This is a genomic window from Salmonella sp. SAL04202 (genome assembly GCF_046550775.1).
Lineage (GTDB): Bacteria > Pseudomonadota > Gammaproteobacteria > Enterobacterales > Enterobacteriaceae > Salmonella > Salmonella enterica.
In genome coordinates this window covers 1-14,204 of record NZ_JBGDXK010000006.1, presented here as the reverse complement: position 1 = coordinate 14,204, position 14,204 = coordinate 1, and the positions used below count along the sequence as shown (strand labels likewise).

The following is a 14,204-nucleotide window of genomic DNA, read 5'->3' as shown; positions in this document are numbered from 1 at the left end:
CAGTGTTTTTTCTAAGTGTAGAACCTGGCGGGAAAATGAGAGGCAGGAAAAGAAAAAACGCCCTCTTATCGGGTAGATAAGAGGGCGTCGTGGCAACTTAGAGAGTGATAACGCCAATCGCCGTCACAACGGTCAGGATTGCCGCCAGACCGTAGAAGACCCATTTGCCCGCAGGCACGTGGATTTTCAGGTCATGCATCGCGTGGTGCATACGGTGTAGGCCACACCATAGCGGCAGCACGATCATCAGGAACAGAAAAACGCGACCAATAAAGCTTTGGGCGAACGTCAGTACGCGCTCAAAACTCAGGGCATCGCCCGGAAATAGCCCCAGCGGCAGCATGATGCCAACCAGTAGCACGATCACCGGCGCGATGATCGCGCCCCACATACCGCCTGCGCCAAACAGTCCCCAGAATACGGGTTCATCAGAACGTTTTGGGTTTGGATTAATCATCCGGGACTCCTTACCAGAACAGGGCAACATACAGAATGACTACGGTGACTACCGCAGTGACCACCCAAAGCCCTTTGATGATTGGCTCTGGCCCCATTTTTTCGTCTTTTACAATGATATTGGCCGCCTTCGGCGCCAGTTCAAACCAGGTTTTGGTGTGCAGCAGCGCGGCCGCCAGGGTGATCAGGTTTAAGATCACTACCACCGGGTTTTGTAAAAAGCCGACGAATCCCATCCAGGATTCCGCGCCGTGTTTGAGCGCAAACAGACCGAAAATCAGTTCAATACTGAACCAGACTGCCGGCACCGCTGTGCCTTCGCGCAGCATATAAAAGCGATAAAACGGCAGTTTTTTCCACCAGGTGGACGTCATCGGCCGCACATAGGGTTTGCGTTTAGTCGTCATGTTGCACTCCTTAGCGTGGTTTCAGGGTAGCGATAAGAAAGTCTTTCGAGCTTTCCACTTTACCCTGCTGAATGGCCGCAGCCGGATCGACATGTTTTGGACAGACTTCGGAGCAGTAGCCCACGAAAGTACAGGTCCATACGCCGTTCGGACTGTTCAACTGCGCCATACGCTCCTTCTTACCGTGATCGCGGCTATCTTCGTTATAGCGATGCGCCAGCGTAATCGCAGCCGGTCCGATAAACTCAGGATTCAGACCGAACTGCGGGCACGCGGCGTAGCACAGACCACAGTTGATGCAACCGGAGAACTGGTGATACTTCGCCATTTGCGCCGGGGTCTGGACATTCGGCCCCTGATCTGGCGTGCGAGAGTTGCCAATAATGTACGGTTTGATCGCTTCCAGGCTTTCGATAAAGTGCGTCATATCGACAACCAGATCGCGCTCAATCGGGAAGTTCGCCAGCGCTTCCACCTTCATACCGTTGGTGTAATCGCGCAGGAAGGTTTTACACGCCAGTTTAGGGACGTTGTTGACCATCATGCCGCAGGAGCCGCAGATCGCCATACGGCAGGACCAGCGGTAGCTCAGGTCTGGCGACAGGTTATCTTTGATGTAGCCCAACGCGTCCAGTAGCGATGTTGTTTCATCATAAGGAACTTCATAGAAAGCACTGTGCGGCGCGGTATCGGTTTCCGGGTTATAGCGCACCACCTCAACTTTCAGGTTTTTCATCTCAGCCATTCGCCTTCTCCTTCTTATCGGCTGCTTCCGCTTCACCGCCGTAAACACGTTTGGCTGGCGGCAGGGTGGTGATTTTCACGTCGCTGTATTCCAGACGGGTCGTGCCATCAGCATCGCGGAAGGCGAGGGTGTGCTTGAGGAAGTTCACATCGTCGCGCTCGGTACAGCCTTCATCCAGACGCTGATGCGCGCCGCGGGACTCTTTACGCGCCAGCGCAGAGTGCGCCATACATTCCGCCACGTTCAGACCATGACCCAGTTCGATGGTATACAGCAGGTCAGTGTTGAACACGCTGGAAGTATCGGAGATACGTACGCGCTTGAAACGTTCCTGAAGCTCGGCCAGTTTATCAACGGTTTTCTGCATCAGTTCCGGGGTACGGTAAATACCGCAACCTTCTTCCATAGACAGACCCATCTCATCGCGGATCTTCGACCAGTTTTCGTTGCCTTCCTGGTTCACCAGATTTTTCAGACGCTGTTCAATATCGGCAACCTGGGCGTCGAGCGCGGCGCTATTTGCGGCGCCTGCCGTAGCAGCGCGTTCCATTGCTTGTTCGCCAGCCAGACGACCAAACACCACCAGTTCCGCCAGTGAGTTGGAACCGAGGCGGTTCGCGCCATGCAGGCCAACAGAGGAGCATTCGCCAACGGCAAACAGCCCTTTGACACGGCTTTCACAGTTCTGGTCGGTTTCAATGCCGCCCATGGTGTAGTGCGCGGTCGGACGTACTGGAATCGGTTCTTTAACCGGATCGACGCCGACATAAGCTTTCGCCAGTTCGCAAATGAACGGCAGACGTTCATGCAGTTTCTTCTCGCCGAGATGACGCAGATCGAGGTGAACCACATCGCCGCGCGGCGTGGAGATGGTGTTGCCTTTACGCCATTCGTGCCAGAAAGCCTGGGATACTTTGTCGCGCGGCCCCAGTTCCATATATTTGTTTTTCGGCTCGCCCAGCGGCGTTTCGGGGCCCATGCCGTAGTCTTGCAGGTAACGGTAGCCATTTTTATTGACCAGAATACCGCCTTCGCCGCGGCAACCTTCAGTCATCAGGATACCGGAACCTGGCAGGCCGGTCGGGTGATACTGAACGAATTCCATATCACGCAGCGGAACGCCGTGGCTCAGCGCCATGCCCATCCCGTCGCCGGTGACGATGCCGCCGTTGGTGTTATAGCGGTATACGCGGCCTGCGCCGCCTGTCGCCATGACCACGGCGTTGGCGCGGATTTGCACCAGCGTGCCTTCCATCATGTTCATTGCCACCAGGCCGCGCGCATGGTTGTCATCAACCAGAATATCCAGCACAAAATGTTCGTCAAAGCGCTGGATTTGTGGGAACTGCAGGGAAGTCTGGAACAGAGTATGCAGCATATGGAAGCCGGTTTTATCCGCGGCGAACCAGGTACGCTCGATTTTCATACCACCGAAGCGACGCACGTTAACGCTACCGTCCGGACGGCGGCTCCACGGGCAGCCCCATTGCTCCAGCTGCGTCATCTCAGTGGGACAATGGTGGACAAAGTAATCCACGACATCCTGCTCACACAGCCAGTCTCCGCCTGCTACCGTATCGTGAAAATGGTAGTCAAAGCTGTCATGATCCTGGGCGACAGCGGCTGAACCCCCTTCGGCAGCGACGGTATGGCTGCGCATCGGGTACACTTTTGAGATCAGTGCGATTTTAGCATTGGGATTCGCCTGTGCGGCAGCAATTGCAGCACGTAATCCCGCGCCACCGGCGCCTATAATGGCAAGATCGGCTTGAAAGGTTTGCACGACATTCCTCCAGATTATTGTAATTTCACCCTCGCGCAGCCAGATAAAGCCTCTGGGTTCTGCGAAGTATGAATGCGTTTCCACTGCTCCTTTATGGGTACAACAGTATAGTCTCAGGGATGTGAGGGAAATTTGACGTGTTCGATTTTTTTAGCGTATCAGAGGGATGAATTATCATTGATTTTGATTAATTTAATTACTAAACCATCTGAAATCACTTTTTTTACCCTCCAGAAGGCGCCCGATACGCCTGCGCAAAATTTGTTTCGCCCGCGCGTTGCGAGTAGACTTCGTGACCTTGTCTTAAACTGGAGAAAGAATCATGAGCGAAACGGCAACCTGGCAGCCGAGCGCGTCCATCCCCAATTTATTAAAACGTGCGGCGATTATGGCGGAAATCCGTCGTTTCTTTGCCGATCGTGGAGTGCTTGAGGTTGAGACGCCCTGCATGAGTCAGGCGACGGTCACAGACATTCATCTGTTCCCGTTCGAAACGCGTTTCGTCGGACCTGGCCATTCCCAGGGGATCAACCTCTATTTAATGACCAGTCCGGAATACCATATGAAACGCCTGCTGGCGGCAGGGTGCGGTCCGGTTTTCCAGCTATGCCGCAGTTTCCGTAATGAAGAGATGGGACGACATCATAATCCGGAATTCACTATGCTGGAGTGGTATCGCCCGCATTACGATATGTACCGCCTGATGAATGAAGTGGATGATTTGCTTCAGCAAGTGCTGGATTGTCAACCTGCGGAAAGTCTCTCCTATCAACAGGCGTTTCAGCGCCATCTGGAGATTGACCCGTTATCAGCAGATAAAACGCAACTGCGTGAGGCGGCGGCAAAGCTTGATTTAAGCAATATCGCCGATACGGAAGAAGACCGTGATACGTTGCTGCAACTGCTGTTCACGATGGGGGTTGAGCCGCATATAGGTAAAGAAAAGCCGACCTTTATTTATCACTTTCCGGCAAGTCAGGCATCGCTGGCACAAATCAGTACCGAGGATCATCGCGTCGCCGAGCGCTTTGAGGTGTACTACAAAGGTATTGAGCTGGCGAATGGTTTCCACGAACTGACGGACGCACGTGAGCAACAACAGCGCTTTGAACAGGACAATCGTAAGCGCGCCGCGCGCGGTCTGCCGCAGCAGCCGATTGACCAAAATCTACTGGATGCGCTGGCCGCCGGTCTACCGGATTGTTCCGGCGTGGCGCTGGGTGTTGATCGTCTGGTGATGCTGGCGCTGGGAGCAGAAAGCCTGGCGGACGTGATTGCTTTTACGGTCGATCGGGCGTAAATCTGAAATTCACTCTTTCGCGAGATAAAATGGCGCAATAAGCGCCATTTTGTAGCATATTTTTTCAATTACCCTCTGTTTTCCACAACATAAGGCTGGAACTTTGATGCCATTTAGGTATCAATCCTGTGTTGATTTTTTTATCGCTGACCTTCGTAAAAAAGAAGGCGGCGTCAATCGGTGAGCGGCGTCTGGCAAACGCGCTCGAGCGTAAGGGATGGTTGAATGACCCACACGATAAAAAAGATGAGCCTTATTGGGCTTATCCTGATGATTTTTACTTCTGTTTTTGGTTTTGCGAATAGCCCGTCGGCGTTTTATTTAATGGGGTATAGCGCAATCCCGTGGTATATATTTTCTGCCTTGCTGTTTTTTATTCCATTCGCCTTAATGATGGCTGAAATGGGTTCCGCTTATCGCAAAGAAGAGGGCGGGATCTATTCGTGGATGAATAATAGCGTGGGGCCACGTTACGCGTTTATCGGCACGTTTATGTGGTTTTCATCGTATGTCATATGGATGGTAAGTACGGCGGCAAAAATTTGGGTACCGTTTTCTACTTTTGTTTTTGGTGCCGATATGACGCAGCACTGGCGTATTGCGGGGCTTGAGCCTACGCAGGTTGTCGGGCTGCTCGCCGTTGGCTGGATGATTCTGGTGACGTGTGTCGCCGCCAGAGGGATCAATAAAATTGCGCGAATTACGGCGGTCGGAGGTATTGCCGTAATGTGTCTTAATTTAGTTTTATTGTTAGTGAGTGTCGCTATTTTGTTATTAAATGGTGGGCATTTTGCACAAGAGATTAATTTTACCTCGTCACCGAATCCGGGTTATCACTCCGGCCTGGCAATGTTGTCATTTGTGGTATTTGCTATTTTTGCTTACGGCGGTATTGAGGCTGTCGGCGGACTGGTGGATAAAACCGAGAAACCGGAAAAGAATTTTGCGAAAGGTATTGTTTTCGCGGCCATTGTGATTTCAATTGGTTATTCTTTGGCGATCTTTTTATGGGGCGTCAGCACTAACTGGCAACAGATATTAAGTAATAGCGCCGTTAACTTAGGGAATATCACCTACATTCTGATGTCGAGTTTAGGCACGACATTAGGTAACGCGTTAAACCTTTCTCCGGAAGCTGCGATGACGGTGGGCGTCTGGTTTGCGCGTATCACCGGCCTTTCTATGTTTCTGGCTTATACCGGCGCGTTTTTTACGTTGAGCTATTCACCGCTGAAAGCCATTATTCAGGGGACGCCAAAAGCGTTGTGGCCCGCGCCGATGACGACACTGAACGCTAACGGTATGCCGGCGACCGCTATGTGGCTACAGTGCGTGCTGGTGAGTCTGTTTATTTTGCTGGTCTCTTTTGGCGGTGACACTGCATCGGCGTTTTATAACAAACTCACGCTGATGGCGAACGTCTCAATGACCTTGCCATACCTGTTCCTTGCGCTGGCATTTCCCTTCTTTAAAGCGCGTCAGGATCTGGAGCGGCCATTTGTTCTATTTAAAACCAAAGCCTCTACCCTGGTCGCGACGGGTGTTGTGGTGCTGGTGGTGACGTTTGCCAACGTCTTTACCATCATCCAGCCGGTGATTGAAGCTGGGGACTGGGACAGCGCCTTGTGGATGATCGGCGGCCCGATCTTCTTCTCGCTGCTGGCGATGGCGATTTATCAGAATTACAGCAGCCGCATGAGCGCTGATCCGGAGTGGGCGGCGGAGTAAAGACCGTATGCCGGATAAGACCCCAAGGGTCGCATCCGGCGTTTATTGCCCGATGGAGAACATTATGAATGATAGTTCGAGAGACCCGATTATCACGGAAGATGAGGTTAGGGCACTCAATTTTACTCCGGAAGATATCCTTGAAATAGAAAAGGTTATTCTTTCTTCCGTTCATGTTGCACGTCGAAAGGTTGCGATGGTAGTAGGAATGACTATTGGCACGTTAAGGGATCGCGATGAGGATAAGTGGAAACATGTGTCGGATATTTATTGCGCGTATGTTATAAGATGCCTCGTATTTCGCGGAGAACTGGTGGGTTACGGCGATTTATTCCGAATGCGCTATAGCGAAATTAACCTGCCTGTTGCCGATCTGGACGCATAATAAGTCCGAAAATATCTGTGAGCTGCGATGAAATGCCCGATGGCGCAAGCTTATCGGGCCTACAGGTTAATTGCCGGCCCGTAGGCCGGATAAGACCCGACGGGTCGCATCCGGCATTTCTTGCCTGAATCATGCGCTACAAACTGCCCGCCGGGCGGCTGGTTTTACCCGCTGACGTTAACGTTCTCCCCGTTTGTTTACCGCCGAGACTCTCCAGACGCATCTGGAACGGCGGGAACGGCATATCAATACCGTGTTCGCGGAAGCCAGCCAGAATCAATTGGTGGATCTCATGGCGTAATGGCATACGGTGTCCCATTTCCGCGGCATAGATACGCAGTTCGAAAATCTGAATACCCTGCTGGAGATCCACCAGAAAGATTTCAGGCGGTGGGTTATCAAGCACCAAAGAACAGCGCTGCGCCGCCGTCAGCAGAATTTGCGTCACCTCTTCGCTATTGGCATCCGCTGGCGCCGGGATGGTTAACACCACGCGCGTAACGGAGTCAGACAGCGACCAGTTGATAAACTGTTCGGTGATAAAGGCTTTATTCGGCACGATAATCTCTTTACGATCCCAGTCGCTGATGGTGGTGGCGCGGGTATTGATTTTGGTCACGCTGCCGGTGAGATCGCGAATGGTCACCGTATCGCCGATACGAATCGGCTTTTCAAACAAAATAATCAGGCCGGAGATAAAGTTAGCGAAAATTTCTTGTAGGCCAAAACCAAGCCCAACGCCGAGCGCGGCCACCAGCCATTGTAGCTTCGACCACTCAATGCCGATCATTGAGAAACCGACCAGTCCGCCAATCAGCATTAACAGATATTTGGTGATGGTCGTGATGGCGTAACCGGTACCTGGCGTTAAATCGAGATGCTGTAATAACGCCAGTTCCAGCAGCGCAGGCAGATTACGCACCAACTGCGTGGTGATGATAAAGACCAGAATCGCAATGAGCACCGCCCCCAGAGTAATCGGCTCCAGGCTTTCCACGCCTTGCACCGTAGAGGTGACATCCCACAGCGAAATATTCTCCAGGAAGCCGAATGCCGAGTGGATTTCCGACCACAGTACAATTACCGATAGCAGGGCGATAAGCATCAGAATTGAGCGGACCAGACGCAGCGACTGAGCGCTAATAGCGTCAAGATCGATTTCACTTTCATCGATGTCGACCGCGCCTTCCAGGCTGGAGGAGTGCGCCGGTTCTTCTTCGCCGCGCGCGCGCTGCGCCAGCATTTCCGCCCGACGATGTTTGGCGCGGTCAAAAGCCAGTCGGCGTCGTTGGATCAGCATCCAGCGGCGAATGACGTGATAAATGACCAGCAACAGGAACCAGATGGCGACCGAGGTTTCCAGTCTCGCCAGTAGCGCCTGCGCCGTGGCCAGATAACCCACCGCCGCCGCCAGAATCGCGATAAGCGGCGCGCCCATCAGCATATTCCACAGCAGGCTGTTGACCATGTTGTCGCCGTTGCCTTCTTTATCAAGATAGAGCGGGATGCCCGCTTTTTTCAGACTCAGCGTGACCAGCGCCAGCGCGCCGCATATCAGGATGAAGCAAAGGCGGCCCAACGAGCCGGAAAACTCCCGATCGTTAAGATTATCAAACATGATCACTGCCATGATGAGCGGCACGATCAGCCCAATGCTCATCAGGTAGTAGCGCATCGCTTTCGCTACCCGGTTTCGCGGCCAGCCGAAATGCGCCACAAACAGACCATTAGGACGGGCAAAAGCGGCGCAAATCATGACTACCCACAACAGCGGTACTGTCGCCGTCACGCCATCACCGATGGCGACGGCCAGCGGATACGGCCAGGCTTCCTGTAGACCATAGCCGAGCGTCGCCCACAAGACGGGCAGCGGCGAGGCGACCAGAATCGACCAGAACACCGTTCGCAGCGTCAGCGAGAAGTGATCCTGGGTGACTTTCCCGACGCGCGAGGCCGAGCGCTCAAGGAACCGGTTGAAGTGTTGGCGTGAATAGAGGCTAAACCCGACCAGCGCCAGCGCGCCGAATAACGGCAGTAGCGTCTCTTTGCTGGTCAGCATCATGATGCTGGCTTTACCTAACTGATTAAACGTATCTAATGAGATAAGCCGACGTAAATCCTGAACCAAATCAACAGGCCAGGAGAGCGATAGCGGGCTAACGTCAGCGGTCCAGAACAGATAACGGTGGGTCGCTTCATTAACCTCTTTAAGCGCATCCTCCAGTTGGCTGTTGGAGACTTTCAGTTTGGTCAACTCCAGGATCAGCGTGTCGCCGCCCTGTAACAAAGAGTTGAGCAGCTCGCGCTGAGTGCGAAGCTGGGCGTCAAGAATCTGGTTTTGCTCGGCGGTCAGTGGTTGTCCATTGGCCTGACGTATTTGCCGTAGCTGCGGCTGTTTATTGAGTAATTCTTCATAGCGCATACGGTGAACGCGTAGCTGCGCCATTTCCGTATCAAGCTGCTGCGGTTTAGGCATCTCTGGCAGACGGGCGACCTGCGCGCGCAGCGCTTCGCCAAGCATGTTGGACACGCCAAGCCATTGCGACTGCTCCCGCAGCGTATTGAGCGCCTGGCGCACCTGTAACGTTTGGCTGGTGGCCTGTCGCTGCTGCGAAGCGACCAGATCCATCCGCTGCGCTTGTTGATTGAGCGCCTGTGACAGCTCGCGGTTGACTTTAAATTGTTCGACGATGCCTTCCGGCAAACCGGCGCTGTTTTCCGCCAGCAGCTCAGTGCTTTCCAGCGCGCGTTCCGCTTCACGTTGGCGCAGGCTATTGAGCTGATTGCGCAGCGCCTGAAGATACGCATCCAATTGCTGACTCTGTTTTTCCGCCAGCTCGGAACGCAGACGAGCCAGTTCCTGCCGGTTGTTGGCGGACAGTTGCGCCAACTCCAGTTCGTCGACTAACGCTTTTAGTTTGGCGGACTCCGCCTGCATACTGAGACTTTGCGCCTGGCTAAGCGCGGCACTTCCGCCTGCGGCGCCGAGTCGTCGCTCAATCTCATTAAGCTGGCGGCGGGCGTCGTTTTGCTGTTGGGGAAGCTGGCTGAGCGAGTCGGCGATCTCCCTGACGCGCTCCTGCTCCTGTTGCGCCTCGCGGGTTTTATCCAGTAGCTGGCTGCTAACCTGCAAGATCTCCTGATTTAACGCTTCGGTGGACATCTCTGGCGGTACGCTGCGAGGTTCATCGCGCAGATTATTCAACTGGGCGCGCAAGGTGGCGGATAGCTTAGGGAAGTTATCAATAACGTGTTGATATTGTTTCGCGCGCTCAAGCGAGCCTTTTCGCTCTTCAAGCGCGTTTAACGCAGTCTGGAGCGCCTCAACGGCTTCCGGCTGAGCGGGCTTCGCCGCTTTTGCCTGCTCCAGTTCCTGCGTGATTTGTTTGGCGTCGGGGGCCGTTGCGGCGAACGCCCCCGTGCTGAGGCACCAGGCCATCAGAAAAGCGATAATCAGGCGCACGTCAGCATTCTCTCTTGATTAGGTGTCGTCTTTTTTATTGTCAACCAGCGGGCTGGCGTCGTGTTCGGCTTTAATTTCTTCTGCCGGCAGCGGAGCAGGTTCTACCTCCGGCGCGACGAATGTTTCGGTCGACGTCGCCAGCGGTTGGCCAATTTTGGTAACGGACAGGCTTGCCAGCGACGCGATCAGATTCACTTTCCCCGGCGCAAATAAGTTGATGACCGTGGAACCCAGTTTAAAGCGTCCCATCTCCTGGCCTTTCAACAAGGCGACAGACCCTTCATATTCGCCTTCTGGCCAGGTCCAGCGCTTGATGATGCCTTCGCGCGGCGGGGTAATGGTCCCCGCCCAGACGGTTTCGATACTGCCGACAATAGTTGCGCCGACCAGAATCTGCGCCATAGGGCCGAACTCGGTATCAAACAGGCAGATAACGCGCTCGTTGCGGGCAAACAGGTTGGGGACGTTTTGCGCGGTCAGATGGTTAACGGAGAACAGATCGCCCGGTACGTAGATCATTTCACGCAGGATGCCGTTGCATGGCATATGCACGCGATGGTAGTCGCGAGGGGAGAGGTAAGTGGTCACAAACGTGCCGTTGCGGAACTTATCCGCCATCAGGTAGTTACCCGCCAGCAATGCCTCAAGGCTGTAATTATGGCCTTTGGCCTGCAAAATTTTATCTTCTTCGATACGACCCAACTGGCTTATCACGCCGTCGGCAGGCATCACCAGGATGTTAGGATCGGTATTGAGCGGACGCACGTCATCACGCAGCGGACGAACAAAGAAATCATTGAACGTACGATAGCTGGCGGTATCCGGTTTTTGCGCCTCGGTCATATCGACTTTGTAATACTTTACGAAGAGATCGATAACCAGTTTTGTCAGCCATCCTGCTCGTTTGCTTGCGCCCCAGCCCGCCAGGCGAGTGAGCCATAGTTTCGGCAGAATGTATTGTAGCGAAAGTTTAAATGAGTTTAACAAGGTAGCCTCCAGGCCATTGTTGTTCCTGAACCGGCAGTTATACCGGTATCCTGAAAAAAGGGGACGATTCTAACGACGCCTAGCGTATCTGTCAGTCGTCCGTATCAGAAAAGTTTTTACGCGTTTTTACCTGCGCCATACTTTCAAGAATTCGGTGATAATTTTCGAAACGGGTTTCCGCAATAGCGCCGTTCTCTACCGCTTCGCGAATGGCGCAGCCTGGATCGGCGTCATGCTTGCAGTCCCGGTATTTGCAATGTCCCAAATAGTCATGAAATTCGACAAAGCCCTGGGTGATTTGTTCCGGCTCCAGATGCCATAAGCCGAACTCGCGCACGCCGGGGGAATCAATGACATCGCCGCCATGCGGGAAATGATACAGACGAGCAGCGGTAGTGGTATGTTGACCCAGACCGGAGACATTCGACACATCGTTCGTCAGAATCTCGTTCTGTAAGCCGAGCAGAGCGTTTAGCAGACTGGATTTTCCGACGCCGGACTGCCCGGCAAAAATACTGATACGACCGGTTAACGCTTCTTCCAGCGGTTTCAGACCATCCTGCGTATGGCTGGAGACCATCAGCACGCGATAGCCGATATTGCGGTAGATATCCATCTGCTCATTAACGAAGTCCATACCTTCGTCGTCCAGCAGATCAATTTTATTGAGTACGATAAGCGGCTCAACCTGTAGGGTTTCACAGCCGACCAGATAGCGATCGATGATATTCAGCGACAGCTCCGGCAAAATCGCGGAGACGATAACGATTTGGTCAATGTTGGCGGCAATAGGCTTCACGCCGTCGTAGAAGTCCGGGCGCGTCAATACCGAGGTGCGCTCATGCACCGCTTCAACGATGCCTTTTACGTTGACGCCCTCTGCGGCGGCTTTGCCCGGACGCCAGACGACGCGATCGCCCGTCACCAGCGAACGGATAGTGCGGCGGATATTGCAGCGGTGAACCTCGCCGTCAGCAGACTCCACATCGGCATGCATACCAAAACGGCTAATGACGATACCTTCTGCAGGCTCGCCAAACAGGTTGTCATCGTAGTCGGCTTTCTCCACGGACGTTTTTAAACGACGCTGGTGATTGGCGTTCACACGGCGCTGCTGGCCTTTGGAGAGTTTATTTTTGCTCAATCGTACTGGCTCCTGGTCGCCCATAGTGGGCAAAACATCTATGATACACGCAATTGTAGATGAATATAGTCACAGTGAATGTGACCTCTGAAGGGTGGAAAATAGCATGAGTGCCGATGAAAACAACCTGATTTGGATCGATCTGGAGATGACAGGTCTGGACCCCGAGCGCGATCGCATTATTGAGATAGCCACGCTGGTGACGGATGCCAGCCTGAACATTCTGGCGGAAGGGCCGACGATTGCGGTACATCAATCCGATGCGCAACTGGCGTTAATGGATGACTGGAACGTGCGCACCCATACCGGCAGCGGCCTGGTAGATCGCGTTAAGGCAAGTACGATGGGCGAACGAGACGCTGAACTGGCGACGATTGAATTTCTGAAAACGTGGGTGCCTGCGGGTAAGTCGCCGATTTGCGGTAACAGCATCGGTCAGGATCGTCGTTTTCTGTTTAAATATATGCCGGAACTGGAGGCCTACTTCCACTATCGCTATCTGGATGTCAGTACGCTCAAGGAACTGGCGCGCCGCTGGAAGCCGGAGATTCTGGCCGGCTTTACCAAGCAGGGCACGCACCAGGCGATGGATGATATTCGCGAGTCGGTGGCGGAGCTGGCTTACTACCGCGAGCATTTCATTAAGCTGTGAGGCGTAACATGCCGGATGGCAACGCCAGAGCGTCTCATCCGGCAGCTCTCCCCACGCTGAATTACTGCGTAAACCATTTCTCCTGCATTTGCGCATATTCCGGCGATGCTTTCACCTTGTCGAGCGCGGCATTAATTTCTTGCAATAGCGCGTCGTTGCCTTTGCGTACCGCAATGCCTAACCCTTTTCCGTAGTAGTCAGGATCGCTGGCGCGTTCATCCATGATGGCGTAATCCGGATTGTTTTTTAGCCACTTACCAATCGCGGCGACATCGCCAAACACGCCCTCAAGACGGTTGTTTTTCAGATCGGTAAAGGCGTTTAGATAGCTGTCATAGGCGACAGGCGTGATGGCTTGTTGTTTATCCTGCAAATAGCGCTGATGCGTTGTACCGTTTTCCAGACCGACTTTTTTGCCTTTCAGATCGGCAAAAGTGTGATAAGCCCCTTTACGCGTGACGACTACCGCCGATAAACCTTCGTAATAGGGTTGGCTAAAGGAGACCTGCTGTTCACGTTTGGGCGTCATATCCATACCGGCGATCACCGCATCAAACTTTTTGAAGCGTAGGCCGGGGATCAGACTATCAAAGCTCTGGTTAGTGAATGAGCACTCCGCTTGCATCTCTTTGCAGACCGCGTTGGCGACATCAATATCGAAACCAACAATTTTATTATCGGCATCGACAAACTCATAGGGCGCATAGGTGGCGGAGGTGCCAAAATGTAATGTTCTGGCGGAAACGGAAGCGGCGTGAACGGAGAGGCTGGCTAACAGCATGACAATAAGTTTTTTTTTCATCTTGATCCCTGATATCAATTGGATGTTGTGGTCACCGTGCTATTCTTTTTTTGGCGCAGGGTGCTATTCTGATTCTGTGCCTTTAGGCGTGGCGTGAAAAGTTTTTTGTTGCATAGCGCACGCTTTGCTCGTTTTTTGTCTTGTTTGGTGATTTAATCAGCATTCAAACAAAAATCGCGAAAAAATGCGTTCAGGGGCTTGCAGCTAAATGGATTTCTCGTATAATGCGCCTCCCGTAACGACGCAGAAATGCGAATTACGACAGCAACAAATTTGCGGGAATAGCTCAGTTGGTAGAGCACGACCTTGCCAAGGTCGGGGTCGCGAGTTCGAGTCTCGTTTCCCGCTCCAA

Annotated in this window: 12 protein-coding genes and 1 tRNA gene; 5 read left to right on the top strand and 8 right to left on the bottom strand. The window is 53.2% G+C overall.

What is annotated here, in order from left to right:
* Positions 1-97: 97 nt before the first annotated feature.
* The 4 genes from frdD to frdA are packed head-to-tail and all read right to left on the bottom strand — an operon-like array spanning position 98 to position 3,391.
* Positions 98-457 (bottom strand): fumarate reductase subunit FrdD, encoded by a 360-nt coding sequence (frdD, locus tag ACLJQJ_RS19955; RefSeq protein WP_000609650.1) that lies wholly within the window; start codon positions 455-457, stop codon positions 98-100.
* A 10-nt stretch (positions 458-467) separates the two neighbouring features.
* The gene (frdC, locus tag ACLJQJ_RS19950; RefSeq protein WP_000208749.1) at positions 468-863 is read right to left on the bottom strand and encodes a fumarate reductase subunit FrdC; all 396 of its coding nucleotides are present in this window, start codon (positions 861-863) and stop codon (positions 468-470) included.
* 10 nt (positions 864-873) lie between these two features.
* Positions 874-1,608, bottom strand: a complete 735-nt coding sequence (gene frdB / locus ACLJQJ_RS19945) for a fumarate reductase iron-sulfur protein (protein WP_000829509.1) — start codon at positions 1,606-1,608, stop codon at positions 874-876.
* Positions 1,601-3,391 carry a fumarate reductase (quinol) flavoprotein subunit gene (gene frdA, locus ACLJQJ_RS19940; protein ID WP_001192954.1) on the bottom strand — a complete coding sequence of 597 codons (1,791 nt, stop codon included), beginning with the start codon at positions 3,389-3,391 and terminating at the stop codon, positions 1,601-1,603. The genes frdB and frdA overlap by 8 nt, the downstream gene beginning before the upstream one ends.
* Before the next feature lie 322 nt (positions 3,392-3,713).
* Between frdA and epmA the strand changes: the two genes are divergently transcribed.
* The 3 genes from epmA (at position 3,714) to ACLJQJ_RS19925 (ending at position 6,804) form a co-directional block, all read left to right on the top strand.
* Complete coding sequence (gene epmA, locus ACLJQJ_RS19935; protein ID WP_000004794.1) at positions 3,714-4,691, top strand: elongation factor P--(R)-beta-lysine ligase; 978 nt, start codon at positions 3,714-3,716, stop codon at positions 4,689-4,691.
* Between the two features lie 225 nt (positions 4,692-4,916).
* Complete coding sequence (gene yjeM, locus ACLJQJ_RS19930) at positions 4,917-6,419, top strand: glutamate/gamma-aminobutyrate family transporter YjeM (protein WP_000149876.1); 1,503 nt, start codon at positions 4,917-4,919, stop codon at positions 6,417-6,419.
* 64 nt (positions 6,420-6,483) lie between these two features.
* The gene (locus ACLJQJ_RS19925; RefSeq protein ID WP_001736544.1) at positions 6,484-6,804 is read left to right on the top strand and encodes a hypothetical protein; all 321 of its coding nucleotides are present in this window, start codon (positions 6,484-6,486) and stop codon (positions 6,802-6,804) included.
* A 136-nt stretch (positions 6,805-6,940) separates the two neighbouring features.
* Here the strand turns inward: ACLJQJ_RS19925 and mscM are convergent, their stop codons facing one another.
* The 3 genes from mscM to rsgA all read right to left on the bottom strand — a co-directional run bounded on the left by mscM (position 6,941) and on the right by rsgA (position 12,398).
* A complete protein-coding gene (mscM, locus tag ACLJQJ_RS19920; protein ID WP_001236755.1) occupies positions 6,941-10,267 on the bottom strand; it encodes a miniconductance mechanosensitive channel MscM in 3,327 nt (1,108 codons plus the stop codon).
* Between the two features lie 18 nt (positions 10,268-10,285).
* On the bottom strand, positions 10,286-11,254 hold the full coding sequence (asd, locus tag ACLJQJ_RS19915; protein ID WP_063809005.1) for an archaetidylserine decarboxylase: 969 nt from the start codon (positions 11,252-11,254) through the stop codon (positions 10,286-10,288).
* A gap of 91 nt (positions 11,255-11,345) precedes the next feature.
* Complete coding sequence (rsgA, locus tag ACLJQJ_RS19910) at positions 11,346-12,398, bottom strand: small ribosomal subunit biogenesis GTPase RsgA (protein ID WP_000041988.1); 1,053 nt, start codon at positions 12,396-12,398, stop codon at positions 11,346-11,348.
* A 106-nt stretch (positions 12,399-12,504) separates the two neighbouring features.
* Between rsgA and orn the strand changes: the two genes are divergently transcribed.
* On the top strand, positions 12,505-13,050 hold the full coding sequence (gene orn / locus ACLJQJ_RS19905; protein ID WP_001271546.1) for an oligoribonuclease: 546 nt from the start codon (positions 12,505-12,507) through the stop codon (positions 13,048-13,050).
* Between the two features lie 61 nt (positions 13,051-13,111).
* Here the strand turns inward: orn and ACLJQJ_RS19900 are convergent, their stop codons facing one another.
* Positions 13,112-13,852: an arginine ABC transporter substrate-binding protein gene (locus ACLJQJ_RS19900; RefSeq protein WP_000727892.1), complete on the bottom strand. Its 741-nt coding sequence runs from the start codon at positions 13,850-13,852 to the stop codon at positions 13,112-13,114.
* 275 nt (positions 13,853-14,127) lie between these two features.
* Between ACLJQJ_RS19900 and ACLJQJ_RS19895 the strand changes: the two genes are divergently transcribed.
* A tRNA-Gly gene (locus ACLJQJ_RS19895) sits at positions 14,128-14,203 on the top strand.
* Position 14,204: the final 1 nt, after the last annotated feature.

What these genes read in the sequence shown, in the direction of transcription:
- frdD (WP_000609650.1), bottom strand. Translation starts at nt 457, where the DNA reads ATGATTAATCCAAACCCAAAACGTTCTGATGAACCCGTATTCTGGGGA.
- frdC (WP_000208749.1), bottom strand. Translation starts at nt 863, where the DNA reads ATGACGACTAAACGCAAACCCTATGTGCGGCCGATGACGTCCACCTGG.
- frdB (WP_000829509.1), bottom strand. Translation starts at nt 1,608, where the DNA reads ATGGCTGAGATGAAAAACCTGAAAGTTGAGGTGGTGCGCTATAACCCG.
- epmA (WP_000004794.1), top strand. Translation starts at nt 3,714, where the DNA reads ATGAGCGAAACGGCAACCTGGCAGCCGAGCGCGTCCATCCCCAATTTA.
- yjeM (WP_000149876.1), top strand. Translation starts at nt 4,917, where the DNA reads ATGACCCACACGATAAAAAAGATGAGCCTTATTGGGCTTATCCTGATG.
- ACLJQJ_RS19925 (WP_001736544.1), top strand. Translation starts at nt 6,484, where the DNA reads ATGAATGATAGTTCGAGAGACCCGATTATCACGGAAGATGAGGTTAGG.
- orn (WP_001271546.1), top strand. Translation starts at nt 12,505, where the DNA reads ATGAGTGCCGATGAAAACAACCTGATTTGGATCGATCTGGAGATGACA.
- ACLJQJ_RS19900 (WP_000727892.1), bottom strand. Translation starts at nt 13,852, where the DNA reads ATGAAAAAAAAACTTATTGTCATGCTGTTAGCCAGCCTCTCCGTTCAC.